20 protein-coding genes are annotated in these 18,346 nt (G+C 70.9%); 7 read left to right on the top strand and 13 right to left on the bottom strand.

The window, feature by feature from the left end:
- Window positions 1-141 precede the first annotated feature (141 nt).
- The 3 genes from ACWC5O_RS01175 to ACWC5O_RS01165 form a co-directional block, all read right to left on the bottom strand.
- Complete coding sequence (locus ACWC5O_RS01175; protein WP_450589154.1) at window positions 142-366, bottom strand: hypothetical protein; 225 nt, start codon at window positions 364-366, stop codon at window positions 142-144.
- 30 nt (window positions 367-396) lie between these two features.
- Window positions 397-1,191 (bottom strand): helix-turn-helix domain-containing protein, encoded by a 795-nt coding sequence (locus ACWC5O_RS01170; protein ID WP_450589156.1) that lies wholly within the window; start codon window positions 1,189-1,191, stop codon window positions 397-399.
- Between the two features lie 227 nt (window positions 1,192-1,418).
- Window positions 1,419-1,835 carry an ATP-binding protein gene (locus ACWC5O_RS01165; protein ID WP_450589387.1) on the bottom strand — a complete coding sequence of 139 codons (417 nt, stop codon included), beginning with the start codon at window positions 1,833-1,835 and terminating at the stop codon, window positions 1,419-1,421.
- 103 nt (window positions 1,836-1,938) lie between these two features.
- Here ACWC5O_RS01165 and ACWC5O_RS01160 point away from each other — a divergent pair, with 103 nt between their 5' ends.
- From ACWC5O_RS01160 to ACWC5O_RS01150, 3 genes are read left to right on the top strand one after another with little or no spacing between them, the layout of a single operon-like run.
- Window positions 1,939-2,751 (top strand): helix-turn-helix domain-containing protein, encoded by an 813-nt coding sequence (locus ACWC5O_RS01160; protein WP_450589157.1) that lies wholly within the window; start codon window positions 1,939-1,941, stop codon window positions 2,749-2,751.
- Complete coding sequence (locus tag ACWC5O_RS01155; RefSeq protein ID WP_450589158.1) at window positions 2,748-2,927, top strand: DUF397 domain-containing protein; 180 nt, start codon at window positions 2,748-2,750, stop codon at window positions 2,925-2,927. Before ACWC5O_RS01160 ends, ACWC5O_RS01155 begins: the two co-directional genes overlap by 4 nt.
- A gap of 53 nt (window positions 2,928-2,980) precedes the next feature.
- Window positions 2,981-3,493 (top strand): DUF2165 domain-containing protein, encoded by a 513-nt coding sequence (locus tag ACWC5O_RS01150; protein ID WP_450589160.1) that lies wholly within the window; start codon window positions 2,981-2,983, stop codon window positions 3,491-3,493.
- On the opposite strand, the gene ACWC5O_RS01145 is transcribed toward ACWC5O_RS01150, so the two are convergent.
- Genes ACWC5O_RS01145 through ACWC5O_RS01135 form a run of 3 tightly spaced genes read right to left on the bottom strand, consistent with a single transcriptional unit; the run spans window position 3,486 to window position 7,593 of the window.
- Complete coding sequence (locus ACWC5O_RS01145) at window positions 3,486-4,052, bottom strand: hypothetical protein (RefSeq protein ID WP_450589161.1); 567 nt, start codon at window positions 4,050-4,052, stop codon at window positions 3,486-3,488. The genes ACWC5O_RS01150 and ACWC5O_RS01145 overlap by 8 nt on opposite strands.
- A 60-nt stretch (window positions 4,053-4,112) precedes the next feature.
- Window positions 4,113-6,698: a bifunctional FO biosynthesis protein CofGH gene (locus ACWC5O_RS01140; protein WP_450589163.1), complete on the bottom strand. Its 2,586-nt coding sequence runs from the start codon at window positions 6,696-6,698 to the stop codon at window positions 4,113-4,115.
- Between the two features lie 40 nt (window positions 6,699-6,738).
- On the bottom strand, window positions 6,739-7,593 hold the full coding sequence (locus ACWC5O_RS01135) for an LLM class F420-dependent oxidoreductase (protein WP_450589164.1): 855 nt from the start codon (window positions 7,591-7,593) through the stop codon (window positions 6,739-6,741).
- A 184-nt stretch (window positions 7,594-7,777) separates the two neighbouring features.
- On the opposite strand from ACWC5O_RS01135, the gene ACWC5O_RS01130 reads away from it, so the two are divergent.
- Entirely contained in the window at window positions 7,778-9,166 is a 1,389-nt protein-coding gene (locus ACWC5O_RS01130; RefSeq protein WP_450589166.1) for a CehA/McbA family metallohydrolase, read from the top strand.
- On the opposite strand, the gene ACWC5O_RS01125 is transcribed toward ACWC5O_RS01130, so the two are convergent.
- On the bottom strand, window positions 9,159-9,671 hold the full coding sequence (locus ACWC5O_RS01125) for a PadR family transcriptional regulator (RefSeq protein WP_450589168.1): 513 nt from the start codon (window positions 9,669-9,671) through the stop codon (window positions 9,159-9,161). The genes ACWC5O_RS01130 and ACWC5O_RS01125 overlap by 8 nt on opposite strands.
- Window positions 9,672-9,789: 118 nt before the next feature.
- On the opposite strand from ACWC5O_RS01125, the gene ACWC5O_RS01120 reads away from it, so the two are divergent.
- Both ACWC5O_RS01120 and ACWC5O_RS01115 read left to right on the top strand, forming a co-directional pair.
- The gene (locus ACWC5O_RS01120) at window positions 9,790-10,350 is read left to right on the top strand and encodes a hypothetical protein (protein ID WP_450589170.1); all 561 of its coding nucleotides are present in this window, start codon (window positions 9,790-9,792) and stop codon (window positions 10,348-10,350) included.
- Entirely contained in the window at window positions 10,347-11,651 is a 1,305-nt protein-coding gene (locus ACWC5O_RS01115; protein WP_450589172.1) for a carotenoid oxygenase family protein, read from the top strand. The genes ACWC5O_RS01120 and ACWC5O_RS01115 overlap by 4 nt, the downstream gene beginning before the upstream one ends.
- Before the next feature lie 42 nt (window positions 11,652-11,693).
- Here ACWC5O_RS01115 and ACWC5O_RS01110 read toward each other — a convergent pair whose 3' ends face one another.
- From ACWC5O_RS01110 to ACWC5O_RS01095, 4 genes are read right to left on the bottom strand one after another with little or no spacing between them, the layout of a single operon-like run.
- Window positions 11,694-12,092, bottom strand: coding sequence for a hypothetical protein (locus ACWC5O_RS01110; protein WP_450589173.1), 399 nt, complete (start codon window positions 12,090-12,092; stop codon window positions 11,694-11,696).
- Window positions 12,093-12,120: 28 nt separating this feature from the next.
- The gene (locus tag ACWC5O_RS01105) at window positions 12,121-12,609 is read right to left on the bottom strand and encodes a protease inhibitor I42 family protein (protein ID WP_450589175.1); all 489 of its coding nucleotides are present in this window, start codon (window positions 12,607-12,609) and stop codon (window positions 12,121-12,123) included.
- Window positions 12,610-12,621: 12 nt separating this feature from the next.
- On the bottom strand, window positions 12,622-14,199 hold the full coding sequence (locus ACWC5O_RS01100; RefSeq protein WP_450589177.1) for a peptidoglycan-binding protein: 1,578 nt from the start codon (window positions 14,197-14,199) through the stop codon (window positions 12,622-12,624).
- Window positions 14,200-14,209: 10 nt separating this feature from the next.
- Window positions 14,210-14,584, bottom strand: coding sequence for a hypothetical protein (locus ACWC5O_RS01095; RefSeq protein ID WP_450589179.1), 375 nt, complete (start codon window positions 14,582-14,584; stop codon window positions 14,210-14,212).
- Between the two features lie 176 nt (window positions 14,585-14,760).
- Here ACWC5O_RS01095 and ACWC5O_RS01090 point away from each other — a divergent pair, with 176 nt between their 5' ends.
- On the top strand, window positions 14,761-15,159 hold the full coding sequence (locus ACWC5O_RS01090; protein WP_450589181.1) for a nitroreductase/quinone reductase family protein: 399 nt from the start codon (window positions 14,761-14,763) through the stop codon (window positions 15,157-15,159).
- Window positions 15,160-15,165: 6 nt separating this feature from the next.
- Here ACWC5O_RS01090 and ACWC5O_RS01085 read toward each other — a convergent pair whose 3' ends face one another.
- A complete protein-coding gene (locus ACWC5O_RS01085; RefSeq protein WP_450589182.1) occupies window positions 15,166-16,617 on the bottom strand; it encodes an aldehyde dehydrogenase family protein in 1,452 nt (483 codons plus the stop codon).
- Window positions 16,614-18,344: an N-acyl-D-amino-acid deacylase family protein gene (locus ACWC5O_RS01080; RefSeq protein ID WP_450589184.1), complete on the bottom strand. Its 1,731-nt coding sequence runs from the start codon at window positions 18,342-18,344 to the stop codon at window positions 16,614-16,616. Before ACWC5O_RS01080 ends, ACWC5O_RS01085 begins: the two co-directional genes overlap by 4 nt.
- Window positions 18,345-18,346 lie beyond the last annotated feature (2 nt).

Here is an 18,346-nt window from a genome sequence, read left to right as displayed (position 1 = left end):
CGGCAGCCGGCCCCGGTGCCGTTGCGGTCCGTCAGCGCCGGGAGCCGACTCGGAGCGATACGCGCGACCGCCGCCCGCAGCACATCGGGCGCCGGCTCGGGCATGGGAGCCGTCAGGCTTTGGGGAGGAAGCCGTGGTCTTTCAGCTCCTGCAGGCGGCGATCTCGAACTCGCTGTCCCGGAGCTGCGAGGCCAGCGCCTGGACACTGGTCGGGGCCCCTTCGGGCAGCATCCGGAGGTGGACCCCGACACCGATCGCCATGAGGGACAACTCCGGGTGCTGGGCAAGGTCGCCGTGCCCCGCGAAGATGCGTGCCTTGGGCGTGGGCCGGTACCTGTAGTCCGTCGGCCGGTACTGGTAGGTCATCGGATTCCTCTCCTGAGGGAGCGCTGCAGGTCAGGCCGCTTGCTCGGACGGCACCCGGCAGTCGCGGCAGCACCCTGGCCGCGGGGACCGAAAGGCCCGGTCGCAGCCGTCGCAGGTCTGGAGCGGGTCCGGGCGAGGTGGCGTGCCACTCGGCGGCGGAGCAGCGGGCAGGTGCGGAGGCAGTTGGCTGGTGAGGCGGTGGGCCAGGAAGGCCGCCGGGTGCTTGATCGGGTCCTGGGGGAGGCCTGTCGCGAGGGCGCGTACGACGGCTGTGGGCGGCACGCCTCTGTCCAGCCACTCGGTGACGGCAGGGGCCAGGCGGTGTACGTCCCGTTCGGTGAGGAGCAGGCGGGAATCGTGCGCGCGGAGGCCGGCGAGCAGTTCGGCGGCCTTGCGGGGCGGCACCGGAGCCTTCGGCGGGGCAGGGACGGGGGCCGACTCTTCAGGGGCCCGGGCGGCTTCGACCACCGCGAGACGCGGCCTGTTGTACCAGATCGAGCGGGTCACGACCTGGCCCGATGGAAGACGCTCCTTGGGGCGTGAGTAGAACCCGTACTTCTCCAGCTCGCGCAGGGCGGAGGCGATCCTGATCTCTCCCTCGGGCAACTGCTCCGCCAGCGCCTTGATGCCGACGGGGGCGCCCTCGGGCAGCGACTGGATGTAGCCCCCGATGCCTTTCGCCGTGCTGGACAACTCCGGGTGCTGGAGCAGTTCGTTGCTGATCACGGTGAAGTTCCCGTCGAGAGGTTCCTTCACGTGGGTGACACCGGAGTGGGAACGGCGGGTCTTCGCGCGCGAGGGAGCGCTAGGCTGCTTGTCAGTCATCAGGAAGGTCTCTTCTTCCTCGGTGATCAGGCCCTCGCACTGGGATGCCAGTCCCGGCGAGGGCCGATGCATGTCTGCGGTCTGTTGCCGCTGACGCTGCACCACAACTGCCCTGCCGCGCCAGTTGCGTTGGGCATATTCACTCCGGCGGGTGATCGACGGGGGCGGTGGGGGTGGGTTCGGTTCTTTCCCCGGTTCTTTGGTCTTTTGCGTCGGGAGCCGCCGGGTCACGCCCGGCCGCGTCCCGGTGTCAGCTCGGCCCAGACCGTCTTGGCGTTGGCGGGTGCTTCGTCCACGCCCCACTGGTGGGCGTGGGCCGCCACGATCAGTAGTCCCCGGCCGGACTCCGCGGCTCCGTCCGCCGGGTCGGGGGTTCGCGGGATCCGGTCACCCCGGGCGTCGGTGACCTCGATACGGAGCGTGCCGTCGTCGTACAGCTTCAGGCCGAGCCGGAAGTCCCTTCCCCTCACCCTTCCGTGCAGTACGGCGTTGGCGGCCAGCTCCGCCACCACCTGCGCCGCCTCCTCGAACGGCACGCCCCACTCGTCCAGTTGACGCTCGGTGAGGAGACGGGCGAGACGAGCGCCCCTGCGGGTGGCGGAGAGCTGGATCCTGAGGTGGGTTTTCTGATTCACGTCACCCAGCGTGGCCGCCCCTCCCTACTCTGAACAGCGACGACCACGGTACGGAGCGTGACTGTCCGGGTGATCGGTGCGGTCGTACGGCTCGTATGTCAAAGGGGTGCAAGTGGAGGACGAAGAGGCCGAGGCCGTACTCAAGGCGGTCGGGCGGCAGATCAAGATGTGGCGGGAGTCCGTCGGGATGCGGCAGGCCGAACTGGGGGTTGCGATCGGCTACAGCGAGGAGATGGTCTCCTCGGTGGAACGCGGGCGCAGGCTCCCCAAGCCGGACTTTCTCGACAAGGCTGATGAAGTACTGCGTGCGGATGGGAAGTTGTCCGCGATGAAGGAGGACGTGGAGAAGGCGCGGTATCCGAAGAACGTTCGGGACCTGGCCAAGCTGGAGGCAGAGGCAGTTGAGTTGGGAGCCTACGCGGCCCTCCACATCCATGGCCTCTTGCAGACCGAGGAGTACGCACAGGCGTTGTACGCCATGCGACGGCCCGCGTACACCGAGGAGGAGATCGACCGCCTCGTCTCCGCGCGCATGGCGAGGAAGTCGGTCTTCGAGCGCGTCCCCCTGGCGCAGATCACGTTCGTGCAGGAAGAGGCGACTCTCAGGCGGCCGATCGGCGGCAGAATGGTGTTGCGGCAGCAGCTGGAACGCCTGCTGGAAATGAGCAAGTTGCGGCATGTGGTGATCCAGGTGATGCCCACGGACTGTGAGGATCACGCAGGCATGATGGGCTCGATCCAGCTGCTGAAACTCCGGAGCGGCAAGACCCTGGGCCACACTGAAGGCCAGCTGTACAGCCGAGTGATCAGTGATCCCCGGGAGGCCCAGATCATGGAGATGCGCTATGGAATGGTCCGGGCGCAGGCGCTCGCGCCCCGAGAGTCACTGGCCTTCATCGAGAAAGTACTGGAGAGGGAGACATGACTGCCCTGAACTGGTTCAAGAGCAGCTACAGCGGCAACGACGGTCCTGAATGCGTCGAAGTAGCCATAACCCCCGCCACCATCCACATCCGCGACTCCAAGAACAGGGAAGGCGCCCGACTCGCCTTCAGGGACGCCACCTGGACGGAGTTCCTGGACTTCGCCGTTCACGCTTGATTCTGGCTCAATGCGCATGTGAGGAGGGGGCGTTCGTCAGGGAGAATCCAGCCATGACCACCACCCCCACACGCCACACCGGCCTCAGGCTTGCCGCCGGTGTGCTCACCGGCATACTCGCCCTCTACATCGCCCTGGTCGCCCTCGGGAACATCACCGACTTCGGCACGAACCAGCAGTTCGTGCGGCACGTCCTGGCGATGGACACGACCTTCAAGGACGACGACCTGATGTGGCGGGCGATCACCAGCACCGCGCTTCAGGACACCGCGTACGTCGCGATCATCGTGTGGGAGACCGTCGCCGCGCTCGTCCTGATCTGGGGCACCTGGCTCTGGACGCGGCGGGATCACGACCGGGCCCGGCGCTGGTCCACCTACGGGCTGCTGATGCTCGTCCTGCTCTTCGGTGCCGGGTTCATCGCGATCGGCGGTGAGTGGTTCTCGATGTGGCAGTCGAAGACCTGGAACGGGCTGGACGCCGCCACCCGGGTGTTCCTGCTCAGCGGGGTCGCGCTGATCGTCAACCAGCTGCCGGGGCAGCGCCCGCAGGACGCGGCTAGTTGACGACCGTGACCTTGGTCCCCTGATCGCCGAAGGCCCACAGCGCGGCTCCGTCCTCCTTGTGGAGGCGGATGCCGCCCAGCTTCTGGCCGTTCGCCGGCGGTGGCGGCGAGGCGCCGTCGAGGGCGTTGGAGAAGGCTATGTTCACGCCGGACACCTTGGTGAAGTACATGACGTGCTCGATCTGGACCCCGTCCGAGCCCTTGAGGGACTGGATGCGCAGGGTGACCGAGAAGCGGCCGGGCTGCGGGCTCACCGTGCCCGGCCACACCGTGAACGTGCGGGTCGGCTTGCCGGTCGCGTCGACCAGCCAGACCCGCTTCCCGCCGAGCGAGTAGACGATCCGGCGGCCCGTGCCGGACGCGTCCGGCAGCGCGGGCGGTCCCGACGGCTTCGGTTTCGCGGGCGCGTGGGCACCCGCCGATGCCGACTGGCTGGGCTTGGCCGTCGCGGCCGTGGGATGCGGCCCGTGGTCCGCCTGCACGGCCAGGAAGACGACGGCAGCGGTCGCCCCCGCCGTCAGACCGGAGACCCAGGCCCACGAGGGCAGTCGGGCAGCCACGGGTACGCATCTCCTCCGCTACAGGTCCCCCTTCTCAGCACAGGGGTCGGATCATCGTACTCAGTCCAGGACGGGGAGCAGATCCGGCAGGTGCCCGTCGGAGGCCTCCGCCGCCCGCTGCCGCTCCTGAGGCACCTCGCCGTACAGGGTCGTACGCGGCTTCGCCGGGCGGCCGGCCGCCTCGGCCACGGCAACCAGCTCCCTGATCGACTTGTACGAGCCGTACGACGAGCCCGCCATGCGGGAGATCGTCTCCTCCATCAGCGTGCCGCCCAGGTCGTTCGCCCCGGAGCGGAGCATCTCCGCCGCACCCTCCGCGCCCAGTTTGACCCAACTTGTCTGGATGTTGGGGATGTGGGGGTGGAGAAGGAGCCTTGCCATCGCCGTCACCGCACGGTTGTCCCGCGTGGACGGGCCCGGGCGCGCGATGCCCGCCAGGTACACCGGCGCGTTCGTGTGGATGAAGGGGAGCGTCACGAACTCCGTGAAGCCGCCCGTCCGCTGCTGGATCCCGGCCAGCGTGCGCAGGTGGCCCAGCCAGTGGCGGGGCTGGTCCACGTGGCCGTACATCATCGTCGAGGAGGAGCGGATGCCCAGCTCGTGGGCCGTCGTGATCACCTCGGTCCACGTGGCCGTGGGCAGCTTGCCCTTGGTCAGCACCCAGCGGACCTCGTCGTCCAGGATCTCCGCCGCAGTGCCGGGGATGGAGTCGAGTCCGGCCTCCTTCGCGGCGGACAGCCATTCACGGATGGACATGCCGGTGCGGGTCGCGCCGTTCACCACCTCCATGGGGGAGAAGGCGTGCACGTGCATGCCGGGGACCCGGTCCTTGACCGCCTTCGCGATGTCGAAGTACGCCGTGCCGGGCAGGTCGGGGTGGATGCCGCCCTGCATGCACACCTCGACCGCGCCCACGTCCCACGCCTGCTGGGCCCGGTCCGCCACCTGCTCCAGCGACAGCGTGTAGGCGTCCGCGTCCGTCCTGCGCTGTGCGAAGGCACAGAAGCGGCAGCCCGTGTAACAGACGTTGGTGAAGTTGATGTTGCGGGTGACGATGTACGTCACGTCGTCGCCCACCGCCGATCTGCGCACGTCGTCCGCCACCCGGCACAGCGCGTCCAGCGCCGGGCCGTCCGCGTGGAACAGGGCCAGGGCCTCGGCGTCGGTCAGGCGAGTCGGGTCGTCGGCGGCCGTGCGCAGCGCCTGGCGTACGTCCGTGTCGATGCGCTCCGGTGCCATGCCGGGGGCCGCCGCCTCGCGCAGCGCCTCCCAGTCGCCGTACACCTCGTCGAAGTCGTCGCGCCGGTCGGCCGTACGGCCCTCGGTGTCGATCGTGCGGTGCAGGTCCGTGCGGCCGGTGGGTACGAAGGCCTCCTCCGGCTCCTGCCACGGGCGCCCCTCGACCACCGCGTCCGGCAGGGCGAGGCCGGTCTCCGGGTCGGCGAGCGCGTCCACGTGCGGGCGCAGGCGCGGGTCCAGCCAGGGCTCGCCCCGGCGGACGAACTCGGGGTACACGCACAGGCGTTCACGCAGCTCGAAGCCGACGGCGCGGGAACGCTCGGTGAGTTCCTCGATCATCGGCCAGGGGCGTTCCGGGTTGACGTGGTCGATGGTGAGCGGGGACACCCCGCCCCAGTCGTCGATGCCGGCGCCGATCAGCCGCTCGTACTCGGCGTCGACGAGGTTCGGCGGGGCCTGGAGGCAGGCGCTCGGGCCCATGATGTGCCGGGCCACCGCCACCGTGGCGACCAGGTCGTCCAGTTCGGCGTCCGGCATGCCGCGCATCGCCGTGTCCGGCTTGGCGCGGAAGTTCTGGATGATCAGCTCCTGGATGCCGTGGTAGGCCCGCGACACCTTCCGCAGCGCGAACAGGGACTCAGCGCGCTCCTCGTACGTCTCACCGATGCCGATCAGCAGGCCGGAGGTGAAGGGCACCGAGGAGCGTCCCGCGTCCTCCAGCACCCGCAGCCGTACGGCCGGTTCCTTGTCCGGGGAGCCGAAGTGCGGGCCGCCGGGCTCGGACCACAGCCGGGTGGCCGTCGTCTCCAGCATCATGCCCATGGAAGGGGCCACGGGCTTCAGCCGCTGGAAGTCCGTCCACGTCAGCACGCCCGGGTTGAGATGGGGCAGCAGGCCCGTCTCCTCCAGGATGCGGACCGAGATGGCGCGGACGTAGGCGATGGTGTCGTCGTAGCCGTGCGCGTCCAGCCACTCGCGCGCTTCCGGCCAGCGGTCCTCCGGCTTGTCGCCGAGGGTGATCAGGGCTTCCTTGCAGCCGAGGGCGGCGCCCTTGCGGGCGACGTCGAGCACCTCGTCGGGGGACATGAACATCCCGTGGCCCGCCCGGCGCAGCTTGCCGGGGACGGTGACGAACGTGCAGTAGTGACACTTGTCCCGGCACAGCCGGGTCAGGGGGATGAAGACGCTCTTCGAGTAGGTGATGACACCGGGCCGGCCCGCCGCCTGAAGGCCCGCGTCACGCACCCGGGCGGCGGACGCGGCGAGGTCGGTGAGGGCCTCGCCGCGGGCCTGGAGGAGCACCGCCGCCTCGGAGACGTCGAGGGCGACGCCGTCCCGGGCACGTTTGAGGGCGCGACGCATGGAGTTCGCGGTCGGGCCGGTCCCGGAGGTCGCGGAAGTCGTCATCCCTTGAGCATACGTTCGGGCTGATCACGCCAGTGGGGTCTCAACGCGCCTGAGGGAAGCTCGCGTACGCGTCCAGCACCCGCAGCACCTCCGCCTCCTGCGCCGAGGGCAGTTGGACGACCGTCTCCTCGATGCCCAGCTCCGCGTAGTGGGCGAGCTTGCCAGGGGTGGGGTGGACGGCGTACGGCACCACCTGGAGGGCGGCCGGGTCGCGGCCGGCGTCCGCCCAGACGGACCGCAGCACGGGCAGCGACTCGCCGAGCCCCCGGCCGCCGATCGGCAGCCAGCCGTCGGCGTACTCGGCGATGTGCGCGAACAGCTTGGGCCCCGCCGCCCCACCGACGAGCGTGCGGGGGCCGACGACCGGCCCGCGCGGCTTCTGCGCCGGCTTGGGAAACGCGAAGCTGGGCCGCACGCTGCCGAACCCACCTTCGTACCCCACCGGTTCCTCGGACCACAGCGCCCGCATCAGGCCCATCCGGTCCCGGACCAGCTCCCGGCGGCCGCGCCACTCGACACCGTGGTCGGCGGCCTCCTCGACGTTCCAGCCGAAGCCGAGGCCGAGGGTGAAGCGGCCGCCGGAGAGGTGGTCGAGCGTGGCGATCTGCTTGGCCAGGCCGATGGGGTCGTGCTGGGCGACCAGCGTGATCCCGGTGCCCAGCGCCAGCCGCTCGGTCACGGCCGCGGCCTGGCCGAGGGCGACGAAGGGGTCGAGCGTGCGGCCGTACTCGCGGGGGAGGTCGCCGCCGGCGGGGTAGGGGGTGGTCCGCTCGATGGGGATGTGGGTGTGCTCGGGGAGATACAGGCCGCTGAATCCCCGGGATTCCAGTTCGCGGGCCAGGCGCGTGGGGGTGATGGTCTCGTCCGTGAGGAAGATCGTGACGGCGATGCGCATGGGGCATCTGTACCGGGTACTGTCCCATATGTCCATACCAACTGGTCGGGACTTGGGGCGCCTGCCGTAGGGACCGGTTGGTCTTCGTCGGCGGGTGCGGGTTCGTTGTGGCTTGTCGCGCCCACGCGGCGGAGCCGCAAATTGATACTGTCCCGCGCCCCTTGCGTCGGCTTACGTTGATGGTGTGACGACGTTGCGCGGAACCTTGCCACCGGGCTCACCTGACTACGTCTATCTGCCCTTCGAAGTCCCCTCCGGCACGGGTGAGTTGAAGGTCTCCTACACCTATGACAAGCCCGCCGTCCCACCCGGCACCCCCGGCAACGCCCTCGACATCGGGCTCTTCGACGTGCGCGGTGTCCAGCTGGGCGGGCGGGGGTTTCGGGGGTGGTCGGGTGGGGCCCGTACGGAGTTCTTCGTGCGGGCGGACGAGGCGACGCCCGGCTATCTTCCCGGGCCGCTGCATCCCGGGACCTGGTACATCGCGCTCGGGCCGTACACGGTGGCGCCGCAGGGGCTGTCGTACGAGGTGACGGTCACCGTCTCGGAAGGTGAGCCCGGCGAGACGCCCCGGCCGGTCCACCCGCCGTCCCGCGCCCGGGGCCGGGGGCGGGCCTGGTACCGCGGCGACTGTCATCTTCACTCCTGGCACTCCGACGGGCGCCGCACCCCGGCCGAGATCGGGGCGCTGGCCCGGGCGGCCGGGCTGGACTTCGTCAACAGCTCCGAGCACAACACGACGTCCTCCCATGCCCATTGGGCAGACGTGGCGGGCGACGACCTGCTGGTCCTGCTGGGTGAGGAGGTCACCACACGGAACGGGCACGTGCTGGCCCTCGGGACCGAGCCGGGCACCTTCGTGGACTGGCGGTACCGGGCCCGGGACGGGCGCTTCGGGCACTTCGCGCGGCGCATCCGGGAGGCCGGCGGGCTGGTCGTACCGGCCCATCCGCACGCCACGTGCGTCGGGTGCGGCTGGCGGTTCGGGTTCGGGGAGGCGGACGCGGTCGAGGTGTGGAACGGGCCGTACACGCCCGATGACGAGGTGGCGCTGGCCGCCTGGGACGCCCGGCTCGTCGCGTCCGCGCGCGAGGGGCGGCGGTGGCTGCCGGCCATGGGCAACAGCGACGCCCACCGTGACCCGGACGCGGTCGGCACGCCCCAGACGGTCGTCCTCGCCGAGGACCTCACGCGCGCGGCGATCCAGCAGGGTCTGCGCGCCGGCCGCTCGTACGTGGCCGAGTCGCAGCACGTGGCGCTCGCCTTCACCGCTGCGGGTGACGGCCGGGAGGCCGGCATCGGCGAGCGGCTGGAGGTGCCGGACGGCACCCCGGTGACCGTCCGTCTGGAGGTCTCCGGCGCCCCGCGCTGCTCCGTCCGCTTCGTCACCGACCAGGGCACGCTGTTCACCAGTGAGCCGCTGCCGGTGTCCGGGGAGGGCGTGGTCGAGTGGCGCACGACACCGGCGAACGCGGCCTATGTCCGGGCGGAGTTGCGCCACGAGACGGCCCTGGGCCCGCTGCCGGGCGCGATGGCCGCGTTCACCAACCCGGTCTTCCTCGGGGCTACTTGATCTGGGCGGCGGCCCACTCGGCCCACTCCCGGCGCATCGCGTTGAAGCGCAGGCCGTACTCCAGGGCGATGCGGCCGTAGACGGAGAGGTTGTCGTCGTCCCAGTCGATGGCCTCGTCGAGCTGTTTCAGCTGCTCGTGCTCGCGCGCGGACATCTCGACCAGCTCGGTCAGATACGCGCGGGCCTGCTCGGGGCGCAGCACACCCAGGAAGAAGACGCGCAGGAGCAGGTCGCTGCGGGTGTTGCGCTGGGGCTTGGTCTCGGTCAGCCAGTGGCGCAGCTCGGCCAGGCCCTCTTCGGCCAGGGTGTACTCCTTGCGGCCGCGCGGCCCCTCGGCGGCCACCGTGATCAGCCCGGAGCCCGCCAGCTTGGTCAGCTCGGTGTAGATCTGGCTCTGGGTGGCCGGCCAGACGTTGGCCAGCGAGGTCTCGAACCGCTTCAGCAGGTCGTACCCGCTCGCGGGGCGCTCCGAGAGCAGGCCGAGCAGTGCGTGTTTGAGGCTCATGACCCCCAGCTTACCTTCCACTCTTGACATGTCATGAGCCGACCTTCTACTTTTGACATGTCAGACCAGGAACCAAGACCACACCAGAGCAAGACCGCATCGAAAAACGGGGAAACCAATGTCGTACCTGCGCACGTTCTTGCCGTGGATCGTCTTCGCCGTCTTCCCTTCCGGGGACTGGCAGTGGGGCGCGCTGGCCGCCCTGCTGGCCGCCGTCGCGATCATCGCCAAGGAGAAGCAGTCCGGCACCGGATTTGACGCACTCATCATCGAATCCGGCTCGGCGATCTTCTTCGCCGTCCTCGCGGCCATCGCCTTCGCCGACCCGCACTCGGGCGTGCACGACTACTCCGCGTCGCTCTCCTCCGGCACCCTCGCCCTCATCGCCGGCGTCTCGCTGGCCATAGGCCGGCCGTTCACCCTGGGCATCGCCAAGCGCAGCACCCCGCCCGAGGTCTGGGGCCTGAAGCCGTTCATCCGGACCAACGTCGTCATCACCGCCGTGTGGACCGCGGCCTTCGTGGCGACCGCCGTCGCCCTCGCCCTGGCGGCCCACGCCGGTCATGCCCACTCGACCGCCGCCACGGTGATCCAGATCGCCGGCTTCGCCGTCCCGATGGTCTTCACCGTGCGCTACGTCGCCCACGTCCAGGCCAAGGCCGGGCAGGTGGCCCGGTGAACCCGAAGCACCTCAGCGGCAACTACGCCCCGGTCACCGAGGAACTCACCACGCACGACCTGCCGGTGACCGGCACGATCCCGCCAGAGCTGGCCGGCTGGTACCTGCGCAACGGCCCGAACCCGGCCGACGCCGCCTCCGGGCACTGGTTCTTCGGCGACGGCATGGTGCACGGCGTCCGCCTCGACGGGGGGCGGGCCGTCTCCTACCGCAACCGGTGGGTGCGCACCACCCGGTTCACCGACGGGGCGCGGATGTACGACGACCAGGGCCGGCGGGACCTCACCTCCGGCCCCGCCAACACCCACGTGGTCCGGCACGCCGGCCGCACCCTCGCGCTGGTCGAGACGGCCCTGCCCTACGAGCTGACCTGCGACCTCGACACCTTGGGCCCCTACGACTTCGACGGCCGGCTGGGGACCGCGATGACGGCCCACCCGAAGTCCTGCCCGGTCACCGGCGAACTGCACTTCTTCGGCTACGGCATGGTGGAGTCCACCCACCTCACCTACCACCGGGCCGACGCCACGGGCGAGTTGGTGGTCAGCAGGCCCATCGAGGTGCCGGGCCCGACGATGCTGCACGACTTCGCGCTCACCGCCGAGCACGTCGTCTTCATGGACCTGCCAGTCGTCTTCGACCTCGAACTCGCCCTGACCGGCGGGACGATGCCCTACCGCTGGGACGACGGATACGGCGCCCGGCTCGGCGTCCTGCGCCGCGACGACCCGTACGGCGAGGTCCGCTGGTTCGCCGTGGACCCCTGCTACGTCTTCCACTCGCTCAACGCCCATGACGCGCCGGACGGCACGATCGTCCTGCACGTCATGCGCTACCCGGAGATGTACCGTCGCTCCGCCGACGGCAGCACCGCGCCGCAGCAGGCCGTGCTGTGCAAGTGGACCATCGACCCGGTCCGCGGGACGGTGCGCGAGGAGCAGGTCGACGACCGCCCGGGCGAGTTCCCCCGCGTCGACGACCGCCTGACCGGCCTCGACTCCGCCCACGGACACGTGACCTGCGGCACCTCACTGGTCCGCTACGACCTGACGACCGGCTCGGCCACCGCGCACGACTTCGGCCCCGGCCGCACCCCGGGCGAGGCCGCGTTCGCCCCGGCCGACGACGCGCCCGGCGGCCCGGGCTGGCTCATGACGTACGTCCACGACGCCACCACCGACCGCAGCGACCTGGTCGTCCTGGACACCGCCGACCTCGCCGCGCCCCCGGTTGCCACGATCCACCTGCCGGCGCGGGTGCCGTTCGGCTTCCACGGCAACTGGCTGGCCGACCGGGCCTAGGTCCTGTCGCCAAACTCCCGTCGTCCGGTTTGGCGACAGGGCCTAGGGGGTGTGCTCGCCCCGGCCGCGGGCGTCGCGGCGCAGGCCCAGAATCTCGGCGACCGTGTCCAGCCAGCGGGCGGTGTGGGTCTCGCCCTCCGGGGTGCCGGCGAGCTGCGCGGCGGTCTCCAGCCAGTCGCGCAGCAGCTCGGACGCCTCCCGGGAGGGCAGCGGCTCGGGCAGCTCGGCGGCGTAGCGCAGCCCGCCTGCGCGGACGATCTTCGCGACGTACGAGACCGAGCGCGGTACCACGCCGAGCCGGTCGAGTGTGACGGCGGCCGCGACGGCGCCGTCACCGAACAGGGCGGTGCGGAAGGCGTCCTGGGTGAGGCCGTAGCGGAGCAGGACGGGCACGTCGGTGGTGGCGAGGACCTCGTCGTCGGTGCGGGATGCGGAGGGCATGGGCAACGTTTCCGGTTCTCGGTGGGGGTCAGCGGACCGTGATCGTGTAGACGAAGAACGCCGGTCTGTCGTCCGGTGTGCTCGTCGCGGTCGGGTACGGGCTCGTCGATGCCTTGCCGGAGGCGGTCGCGCTCGGGATCGGAGCCGCCGACTGGGTGCCGCTGTGACAGCTGCCCATGGGGCAGTGCAGGAGTTTCACGGTGGCCTTGCCGGGCTTGCGTGCCGTGAAGTCGAAGAACTGGGTGCCGTCGCCGCCACCGATGTTGTCGCTGCCCTCTTCATCTTCCCGCTTGCCCCGGTACTTCACCACGTTCGCGTCAGGCCGGGGCTCGGCCAGGTACCAGTTCTGCCCGAGCGCGGGATTCGCCGGCACCTTCAGGGTGAACTCGTCCCCCGCGTCCACCGTGATGGCACGCTTCTCGGTGCCGTACTCATCGGCTCCCCCCGAAGAACCGCAGCCGGTCAGCAGGAGGACTCCGGCCGCGGCGGCGGCCAGCGGGGTCAGTATGGTGCGCATGTTCACGGTTGCTCAGTTCTGCTGGATGTAGACGGTGTCGACATTGCCCTTGTGCGCGGCCGAGTAGCGGTCGTCCGCAGCCGCGCTGAGGTCACCGCTGATGAAGTCCTCTTCACTGACCCAGGTGGTGACGCCCCACGGGTTGTAGATCTGGAGCCTGCCCCCCTCCTGGCCGATGATCATCATGCTGTGGCCGTGCCGGTCGCCGTTCTCGTCGTACCGCTCGATGTTGATGGGCACGGGCTTGCCCTCGGCGACGGACTTCTCGATGTCGGGCAGAACGTTGCGCCGGTCGTCCTCACCGCCCATGCCCTGGGCCTCGTAGTGGTCGCCGGTGTGCGGGCTCAGCTCCTTGTTGGAGATCTCCTCCTGCCCGTCCTTGTCCATGCCGTCCGGATGCTCGTCCCACCACCAGCCTGCGTTGTCGCCGTCGCCCTCCTCGTGCATGCGGAGCTGTTCGTCGGTCAGGCGCTTGCGGAAGTGCTCCGGGTCGTCGTCCGTGCCGTCGGGGCCGCCGGTCAGCGACAGGGCGTACACGGGGTCCACGATGGCACGCGCGGTGACGGTGGAGGAGGGCACGCAGGTCTCGCCGTCCTGGTCCCACAGCTTGCCCTTGAAGTCCTGGTTCTCCTGGCTCGTAGCCGACGAATCGACGTTCGTCGACACCGGCGCCAGGTGCTCCCGCAGCCACACCTCGTCCTTGCCGTGGATCTTGCCCCCGAACGTGGCGACCTCGTCGACGGAGTTGCCCGCGGCGAGGGCCTTCATCAGGTACGCCTTCTCCTGCGGCGTCGAGGCGTCGGCCAGGAGCTTCTCCATCCGTGCGCGATCGGCCGGTGAGAGCTTCTCCATGGCGCGCCCGGACCGTTCCAGGTCGTTCGCCGTGAGGATCTCGTTCAGCTCGGGATCGCCACCCACGTTGCTGGTGTCGGCCAGCATCAGACGGTCGACCGCGGACAGCTCGTCGGTCTTCATCTTGCCGGCGCGGGCCTCGGCGGCCCACTTGTTCAGGTCGCGGGCGGCATGGCGCGCGGCGTCGTCGGCGGTGACGGCGGCCTGGTGGAGCAGGTGGACGCCGGAGGAGGCCACGGAGCGGGCCTTCAGCCGCGTCGACTCCTCGTCGTCGTCCTCGTGCAAGTCGTCGAAGAAGCCGTCCTTGCCGCCCAGCATGCCGCGCGCCTCGCGCAGCTTGGCGCGGCCGTCGCCGTCGTCCTTCTGCGCGACCTTGAGCCAGTCGGCCAGGTTCAGCAGGGCGTTGCCGCCGCCCCGGAGCGCCTCGGACATCTGCACGGCGGACCGCGAGGCGGCGGAGATCGCGTCGGAGGCGAGGACGCTGGTGTCGCCGACCCACACGTCCGGCAGGCCCTTGCGGGCCACCTTGTCGACCCGCTCGGAAACGCTGAGGGCGTTGTCGGCCTGGCCCCGGTACTGCTTGCCCAGTGTCTCCAGCGTGGCCGGGTCGCCCACCGGGGCGGACACGGCGAGCGCGGAGTCGATCGCGTCGATCAGGTCGTTCTTGCTGTCGGCCGAGGCGATGTCGTCGCTCAGCCCGGCCAGCCGCTTACGGCGGTCGGTGGTGGATTCCGTCATCGGGCGGTCCTCAGTAACTCGACAGAGCCGAGGGACGCTCGGCGTACGCGGGCATGGTGCTGACGGTGCCGTCGCCGACCCGGACCCGGGCGGCCTGCGTCGATACGAGGCCGTCGCTGCCGCCGTAGGCGCCCTTGGACGCACGGACCTTGTCCGCGAGTTCGTGCAGCGCGTCCGTGAGCGTCTTGGCCTCCGCCTCCCAGGCCGTGGCGTACGCGTCGAACGCCGGCCCGGAGTCGGAACCCCCGAGCGCGTCCTGCGTGTAGCAGGCCGTGGGGTCGATCGCCTTGGCGATCTTCCCGGTGTCGGTGCCCGCGCCGTCCAGTTCGTTGGCCTGGCCGGTCATGCCGGACTTGACCTGGTAGCCGTCCGAAGACGCGCCCATCACTGCCCCCCGTTGCAATCGATCACGACCGCGAGGGAGGCTAACACGCGCCAGTCGTACGCCTGTCCACGCAACCACACTCCCTCCACAGCTGCCGCAGCACCCGCGCGAGGCATGCGTCCGGATACCGTTCCGGCAGGAGAGCAGGAGAGCAGGAGAGCAGGAGAGCCCGAGAGATGTCACGCAAGGCCGCCGACCTCAAGCACCGGATCGTCACCCGCGTCCAGCGCCACGTGGCCAACCCGCTCAACCGGCGCCTGCCGTTCCAGACCGTCCTGGAGACCACCGGCCGCACCTCCGGCCTGCCCCGGCCCACGCCGGTGGGCGGACGCCGGATCGGCGACTCCTTCTGGATCGTCTCGGAGTTCGGGTTCAGGTCCCAGTACGTGCGCAACATCCAGGCCGACCCGAGGGTCCGCGTCCGCATCCGCGGCCGCTGGCACCACGGCACCGCCCACCTCCTGCCGGAGGACGACGCCGTGGCCCGTCTGCGCGCCCTGCCCCGCTTCAACAGCGCGGCCGTACGGGCGCTCGGCACCGACCTGCTGACGGTGCGCGTGGACCTCACGGACTGAGCCCGCTCACCCCGGCCACACGATCGCCTGCACCTCGCTGTACGCATGCAGGGCGTAGGAGCCCACGTCCCGGCCGACCCCGCTCTGCTTGAAGCCGCCGAAGGGGGCCTCCATGTTGCGGCCGACCGTGTTGATGCCGACGCCGCCTGCCCGCAGCTGTCGGGCCACACGGAAGGCGCGGGCCACGTCGCCCGACCAGACGTAGTCGATCAGGCCGTAGTCGGAGTCGTTGGCGAGGGCCACGCCCTCGTCCTCGTCGTCGAAGGGGACCACCGCCACCACCGGTCCGAAGATCTCCTCCCGGGCGACCCGCATGTCGTTCGTGCAGCCGGCCAGGAGGGTGGGGGTGACGTAGAACCCGCGGTCAAGTGAGGGGCGTTCACCGCCCACGACCACCGTTGCGCCTTCCTTGCGCCCCAGATCGACGTACGACTCCACGCGCGCCCGGTGCTCGGCGGAGATGAGCGGACCCACGACCGTGTCCTGGTCGGCCGGATCCCCCACCTTCAACCGGCTTGCGTAGACAGCCAGTTGCTCGACGAGGCGGTCGTACACGCCCCGCTGGGCCAGCACCCGGGTCGGCGCCGTGCAGATCTGCCCGCTGTAGAAGGAGAACGTCGTCCCGATCCCGGCCACCGCCGACGTGAGGTCGGCGTCGTCGAAGACGAGGGCCGCCCCCTTCCCGCCCAGCTCCATCAACTGGCGCTTCATGTCCCGCCCGCACGCCTCGGCGATGCGCTGCCCGACGGCCGTGGAGCCGGTGAAGCTCACCATGTCGACGTCGGACGACGCGACGGCGGCCGCACCGACGTCCGTGGCCCGCCCGGAGACCACGTTCACCACACCCGCCGGTGCGCCCGCCTCCTGCAGCGCCTCGGCCATCCGGTACACGGACAGCGGGTCCTGCGGAGCCGGCTTCACGACCACCGTGTTGCCCATGGCCAGGGCCGGGGCGACCTTGCCGGCCGGGTTGGCCCACGGGTTGTTGTACGAGGTGACGCAGGTGACCACGCCGACGGGCTGCCGTACCGCCAGCGCCCCCATCACCCCCGCCCGCCCCATCGGCCCGGCCTCGTTGATCTGCGGAGCGATCGCCCACTCGGCCGGCTCCACGGTGGCGTACCGGCGGAAGCGGGCGGCGGCCACCCCGACCTGCATCGCCCGGGCCGTCCCGGTCGTCGCCCCGGTCTCGGCCCGCGCCAGCTCGGCGTACGGGCCGAGCCGCCCGCGGATGATCTCCGCGGCCCGCCCGAGCACCGCGGCCCGCTCCCCCGGGCTGGTCCGCGACCAGGCCGCGAACGCCTCCCGGGCCGCGGCACAGGCCTCCCGCACCTGCTCCACCGAGGCCTCCGGCGCCTGCCCGACGGTCTCCTCGGTGGCCGGGTCGGTCACCGGGTAGTACCCGGCAGCCGGCTCCACCCACCGCCCGCCGACGAACAGCCGCTGCCCCTCGCTCACCTGGTGCTCACCGTCCCGGTGTCCCGCCCGGACCGCAGCACCCGGCCCGGTACGGCCCCGCTCACCACGTCGTCCCGGATCGCCTCGACCCCGTTGACCCACACGGCCCGTATCCCGAGCGCCCTGGAGTCCAGCCGTGGGCTGTCGCCCGGCAGGTCGTGCACCAGGGTGGCCTGCCCGGCGTCGATCCGCTCCGGGTCGAACAGCACCAGGTCCGCATGCCAGCCCTCCCGGATCCGGCCGCGCTCACGCAGCCCGAAGAGCCGCGCCGGGTCGTCGGTCAGCATCTTCACCGCCTGCTCCAGACCGACCAGCTTCCGGCCGCGCAGACAGTCCCCGAGGAACCGGGTGGTGTACGGCGCCCCGCACATCCGGTCCAGGTGCGCCCCCGCGTCCGAGCCGCCGAGCAGCACGTCCTCGTGCTGCCAGGTCTCGGCGCGCAGGGCCCAGGAGGCGGGGTCGTTGTCGGTGGGCATCGGCCACAGGACCGTACGGAGCTCGTCGTTGGCGCAGATCTCCACCAGGCAGGTGAAGGCGTCCTGCCCGCGCTCGGCGGCGATGTCCCGCACCACCCGCCCGGTCAGCCCGCGGTTGGCCTCGCTGTACGTGTCCCCGATGACGTACCGCCCGAAGTTCGCGAGCCGCCGGAAGACGCCCGCCTCCTTCGACTCGGCCCGCCGCAGCATCTCCTTTCGGACCTCAGGGTCGCGCAGCCTGGCGATCCTCTCCGGCACCGGCAGACCGAGGATCGGCCCCCACCCCGGGATGAGGTTCAGGGCGCAGAAGGTGCCCAGGGACATGTTCATCGGGGTCAGGATCGGCATGGTGAGCGCCACGACCCGTCCACCGGCCTTCCGTGCCCGCTCACTGGCACTGAGCTGCCGGGGCACCCGCTCCGGAACGGCCGCGTCGATGGTCAGGACGTTCCAGTTCAGGGGCCGTCCCGCCGCCGCGCTCATCTCGACGAACAGATCGATCTCTTCATCGCTGAACTGGTCCAGGCAGCCGGCGACGATCGCCTCGATCTGCGTGCCCTCGTGCTCCCCGACGGCCCGGGCCAGCGCCAGCAGCTCCTGGGGCCGCGCGTGCCGGGAGGCCACGGGCTGCCCGTCACCGTCGGAGTGCGTACTGGACTGGGTGGTGGACAGCCCCCAGGCCCCCGCGTCCATGGCCTCGTGGAACAGCCGCAGCATCTGCTCCAGCTGCTCCTCGCTCGGCTGCCCGCCGACGGCCTCCGGCCCCATCACGTACCGCCGCAGCGCACAGTGCCCCACCATGAACCCGGCGTTGACCGCGATCCGCCCCTCCAGGGCATCCAGATACTCCCCGAAGCCGCTCCAACTCCACGGCGCCCCCTCCTCCAGCGCCACCAGGGACATCCCCTCCACCTTGGACATCATCCGCCGGGTGTAGTCGGCGTCCTCGGGGCGATCGGGATGCAGAGGCGCGAGCGTGAACCCGCAGTTCCCGGCGGCCACGGTCGTCACCCCGTGGTTCAGGGAGGGCGTGGCGTACGGGTCCCAGAAGAGCTGGGCGTCGTAGTGGGTGTGGGGGTCCACGAAGCCGGGGGCGAGGACGAGGCCGGCGGCGTCCTCGGTGGTGCGGGATTCTTCGGTGATCCGGCCGACGGCGGCGATCCGGCCGCCTCGTATGCCGACGTCGGCGGTGCGGGCGGGGGCACCCGTGCCGTCGACCACGGTTACTGCCCTGATCAGGTGGTCCAACATGC

It is taken from the genome of Streptomyces sp. NPDC001450 (assembly GCF_053597295.1).
This window is presented reverse-complemented; position numbering and strand designations above follow the sequence as displayed.

Excerpts from the sequence above, each read along its gene's own strand:
- ACWC5O_RS01175 (WP_450589154.1), bottom strand. The coding sequence starts at position 366 with ATGACCTACCAGTACCGGCCGACGGACTACAGGTACCGGCCCACGCCC.
- ACWC5O_RS01170 (WP_450589156.1), bottom strand. The coding sequence starts at position 1,191 with ATGACTGACAAGCAGCCTAGCGCTCCCTCGCGCGCGAAGACCCGCCGT.
- ACWC5O_RS01155 (WP_450589158.1), top strand. The coding sequence starts at position 2,748 with ATGACTGCCCTGAACTGGTTCAAGAGCAGCTACAGCGGCAACGACGGT.
- ACWC5O_RS01150 (WP_450589160.1), top strand. The coding sequence starts at position 2,981 with ATGACCACCACCCCCACACGCCACACCGGCCTCAGGCTTGCCGCCGGT.
- ACWC5O_RS01140 (WP_450589163.1), bottom strand. The coding sequence starts at position 6,698 with ATGACGACTTCCGCGACCTCCGGGACCGGCCCGACCGCGAACTCCATG.
- ACWC5O_RS01135 (WP_450589164.1), bottom strand. The coding sequence starts at position 7,593 with ATGCGCATCGCCGTCACGATCTTCCTCACGGACGAGACCATCACCCCC.
- ACWC5O_RS01125 (WP_450589168.1), bottom strand. The coding sequence starts at position 9,671 with ATGAGCCTCAAACACGCACTGCTCGGCCTGCTCTCGGAGCGCCCCGCG.
- ACWC5O_RS01120 (WP_450589170.1), top strand. The coding sequence starts at position 9,790 with ATGTCGTACCTGCGCACGTTCTTGCCGTGGATCGTCTTCGCCGTCTTC.
- ACWC5O_RS01110 (WP_450589173.1), bottom strand. The coding sequence starts at position 12,092 with ATGCCCTCCGCATCCCGCACCGACGACGAGGTCCTCGCCACCACCGAC.
- ACWC5O_RS01105 (WP_450589175.1), bottom strand. The coding sequence starts at position 12,609 with ATGCGCACCATACTGACCCCGCTGGCCGCCGCCGCGGCCGGAGTCCTC.
- ACWC5O_RS01100 (WP_450589177.1), bottom strand. The coding sequence starts at position 14,199 with ATGACGGAATCCACCACCGACCGCCGTAAGCGGCTGGCCGGGCTGAGC.
- ACWC5O_RS01095 (WP_450589179.1), bottom strand. The coding sequence starts at position 14,584 with ATGGGCGCGTCTTCGGACGGCTACCAGGTCAAGTCCGGCATGACCGGC.
- ACWC5O_RS01090 (WP_450589181.1), top strand. The coding sequence starts at position 14,761 with ATGTCACGCAAGGCCGCCGACCTCAAGCACCGGATCGTCACCCGCGTC.
- ACWC5O_RS01080 (WP_450589184.1), bottom strand. The coding sequence starts at position 18,344 with ATGTTGGACCACCTGATCAGGGCAGTAACCGTGGTCGACGGCACGGGT.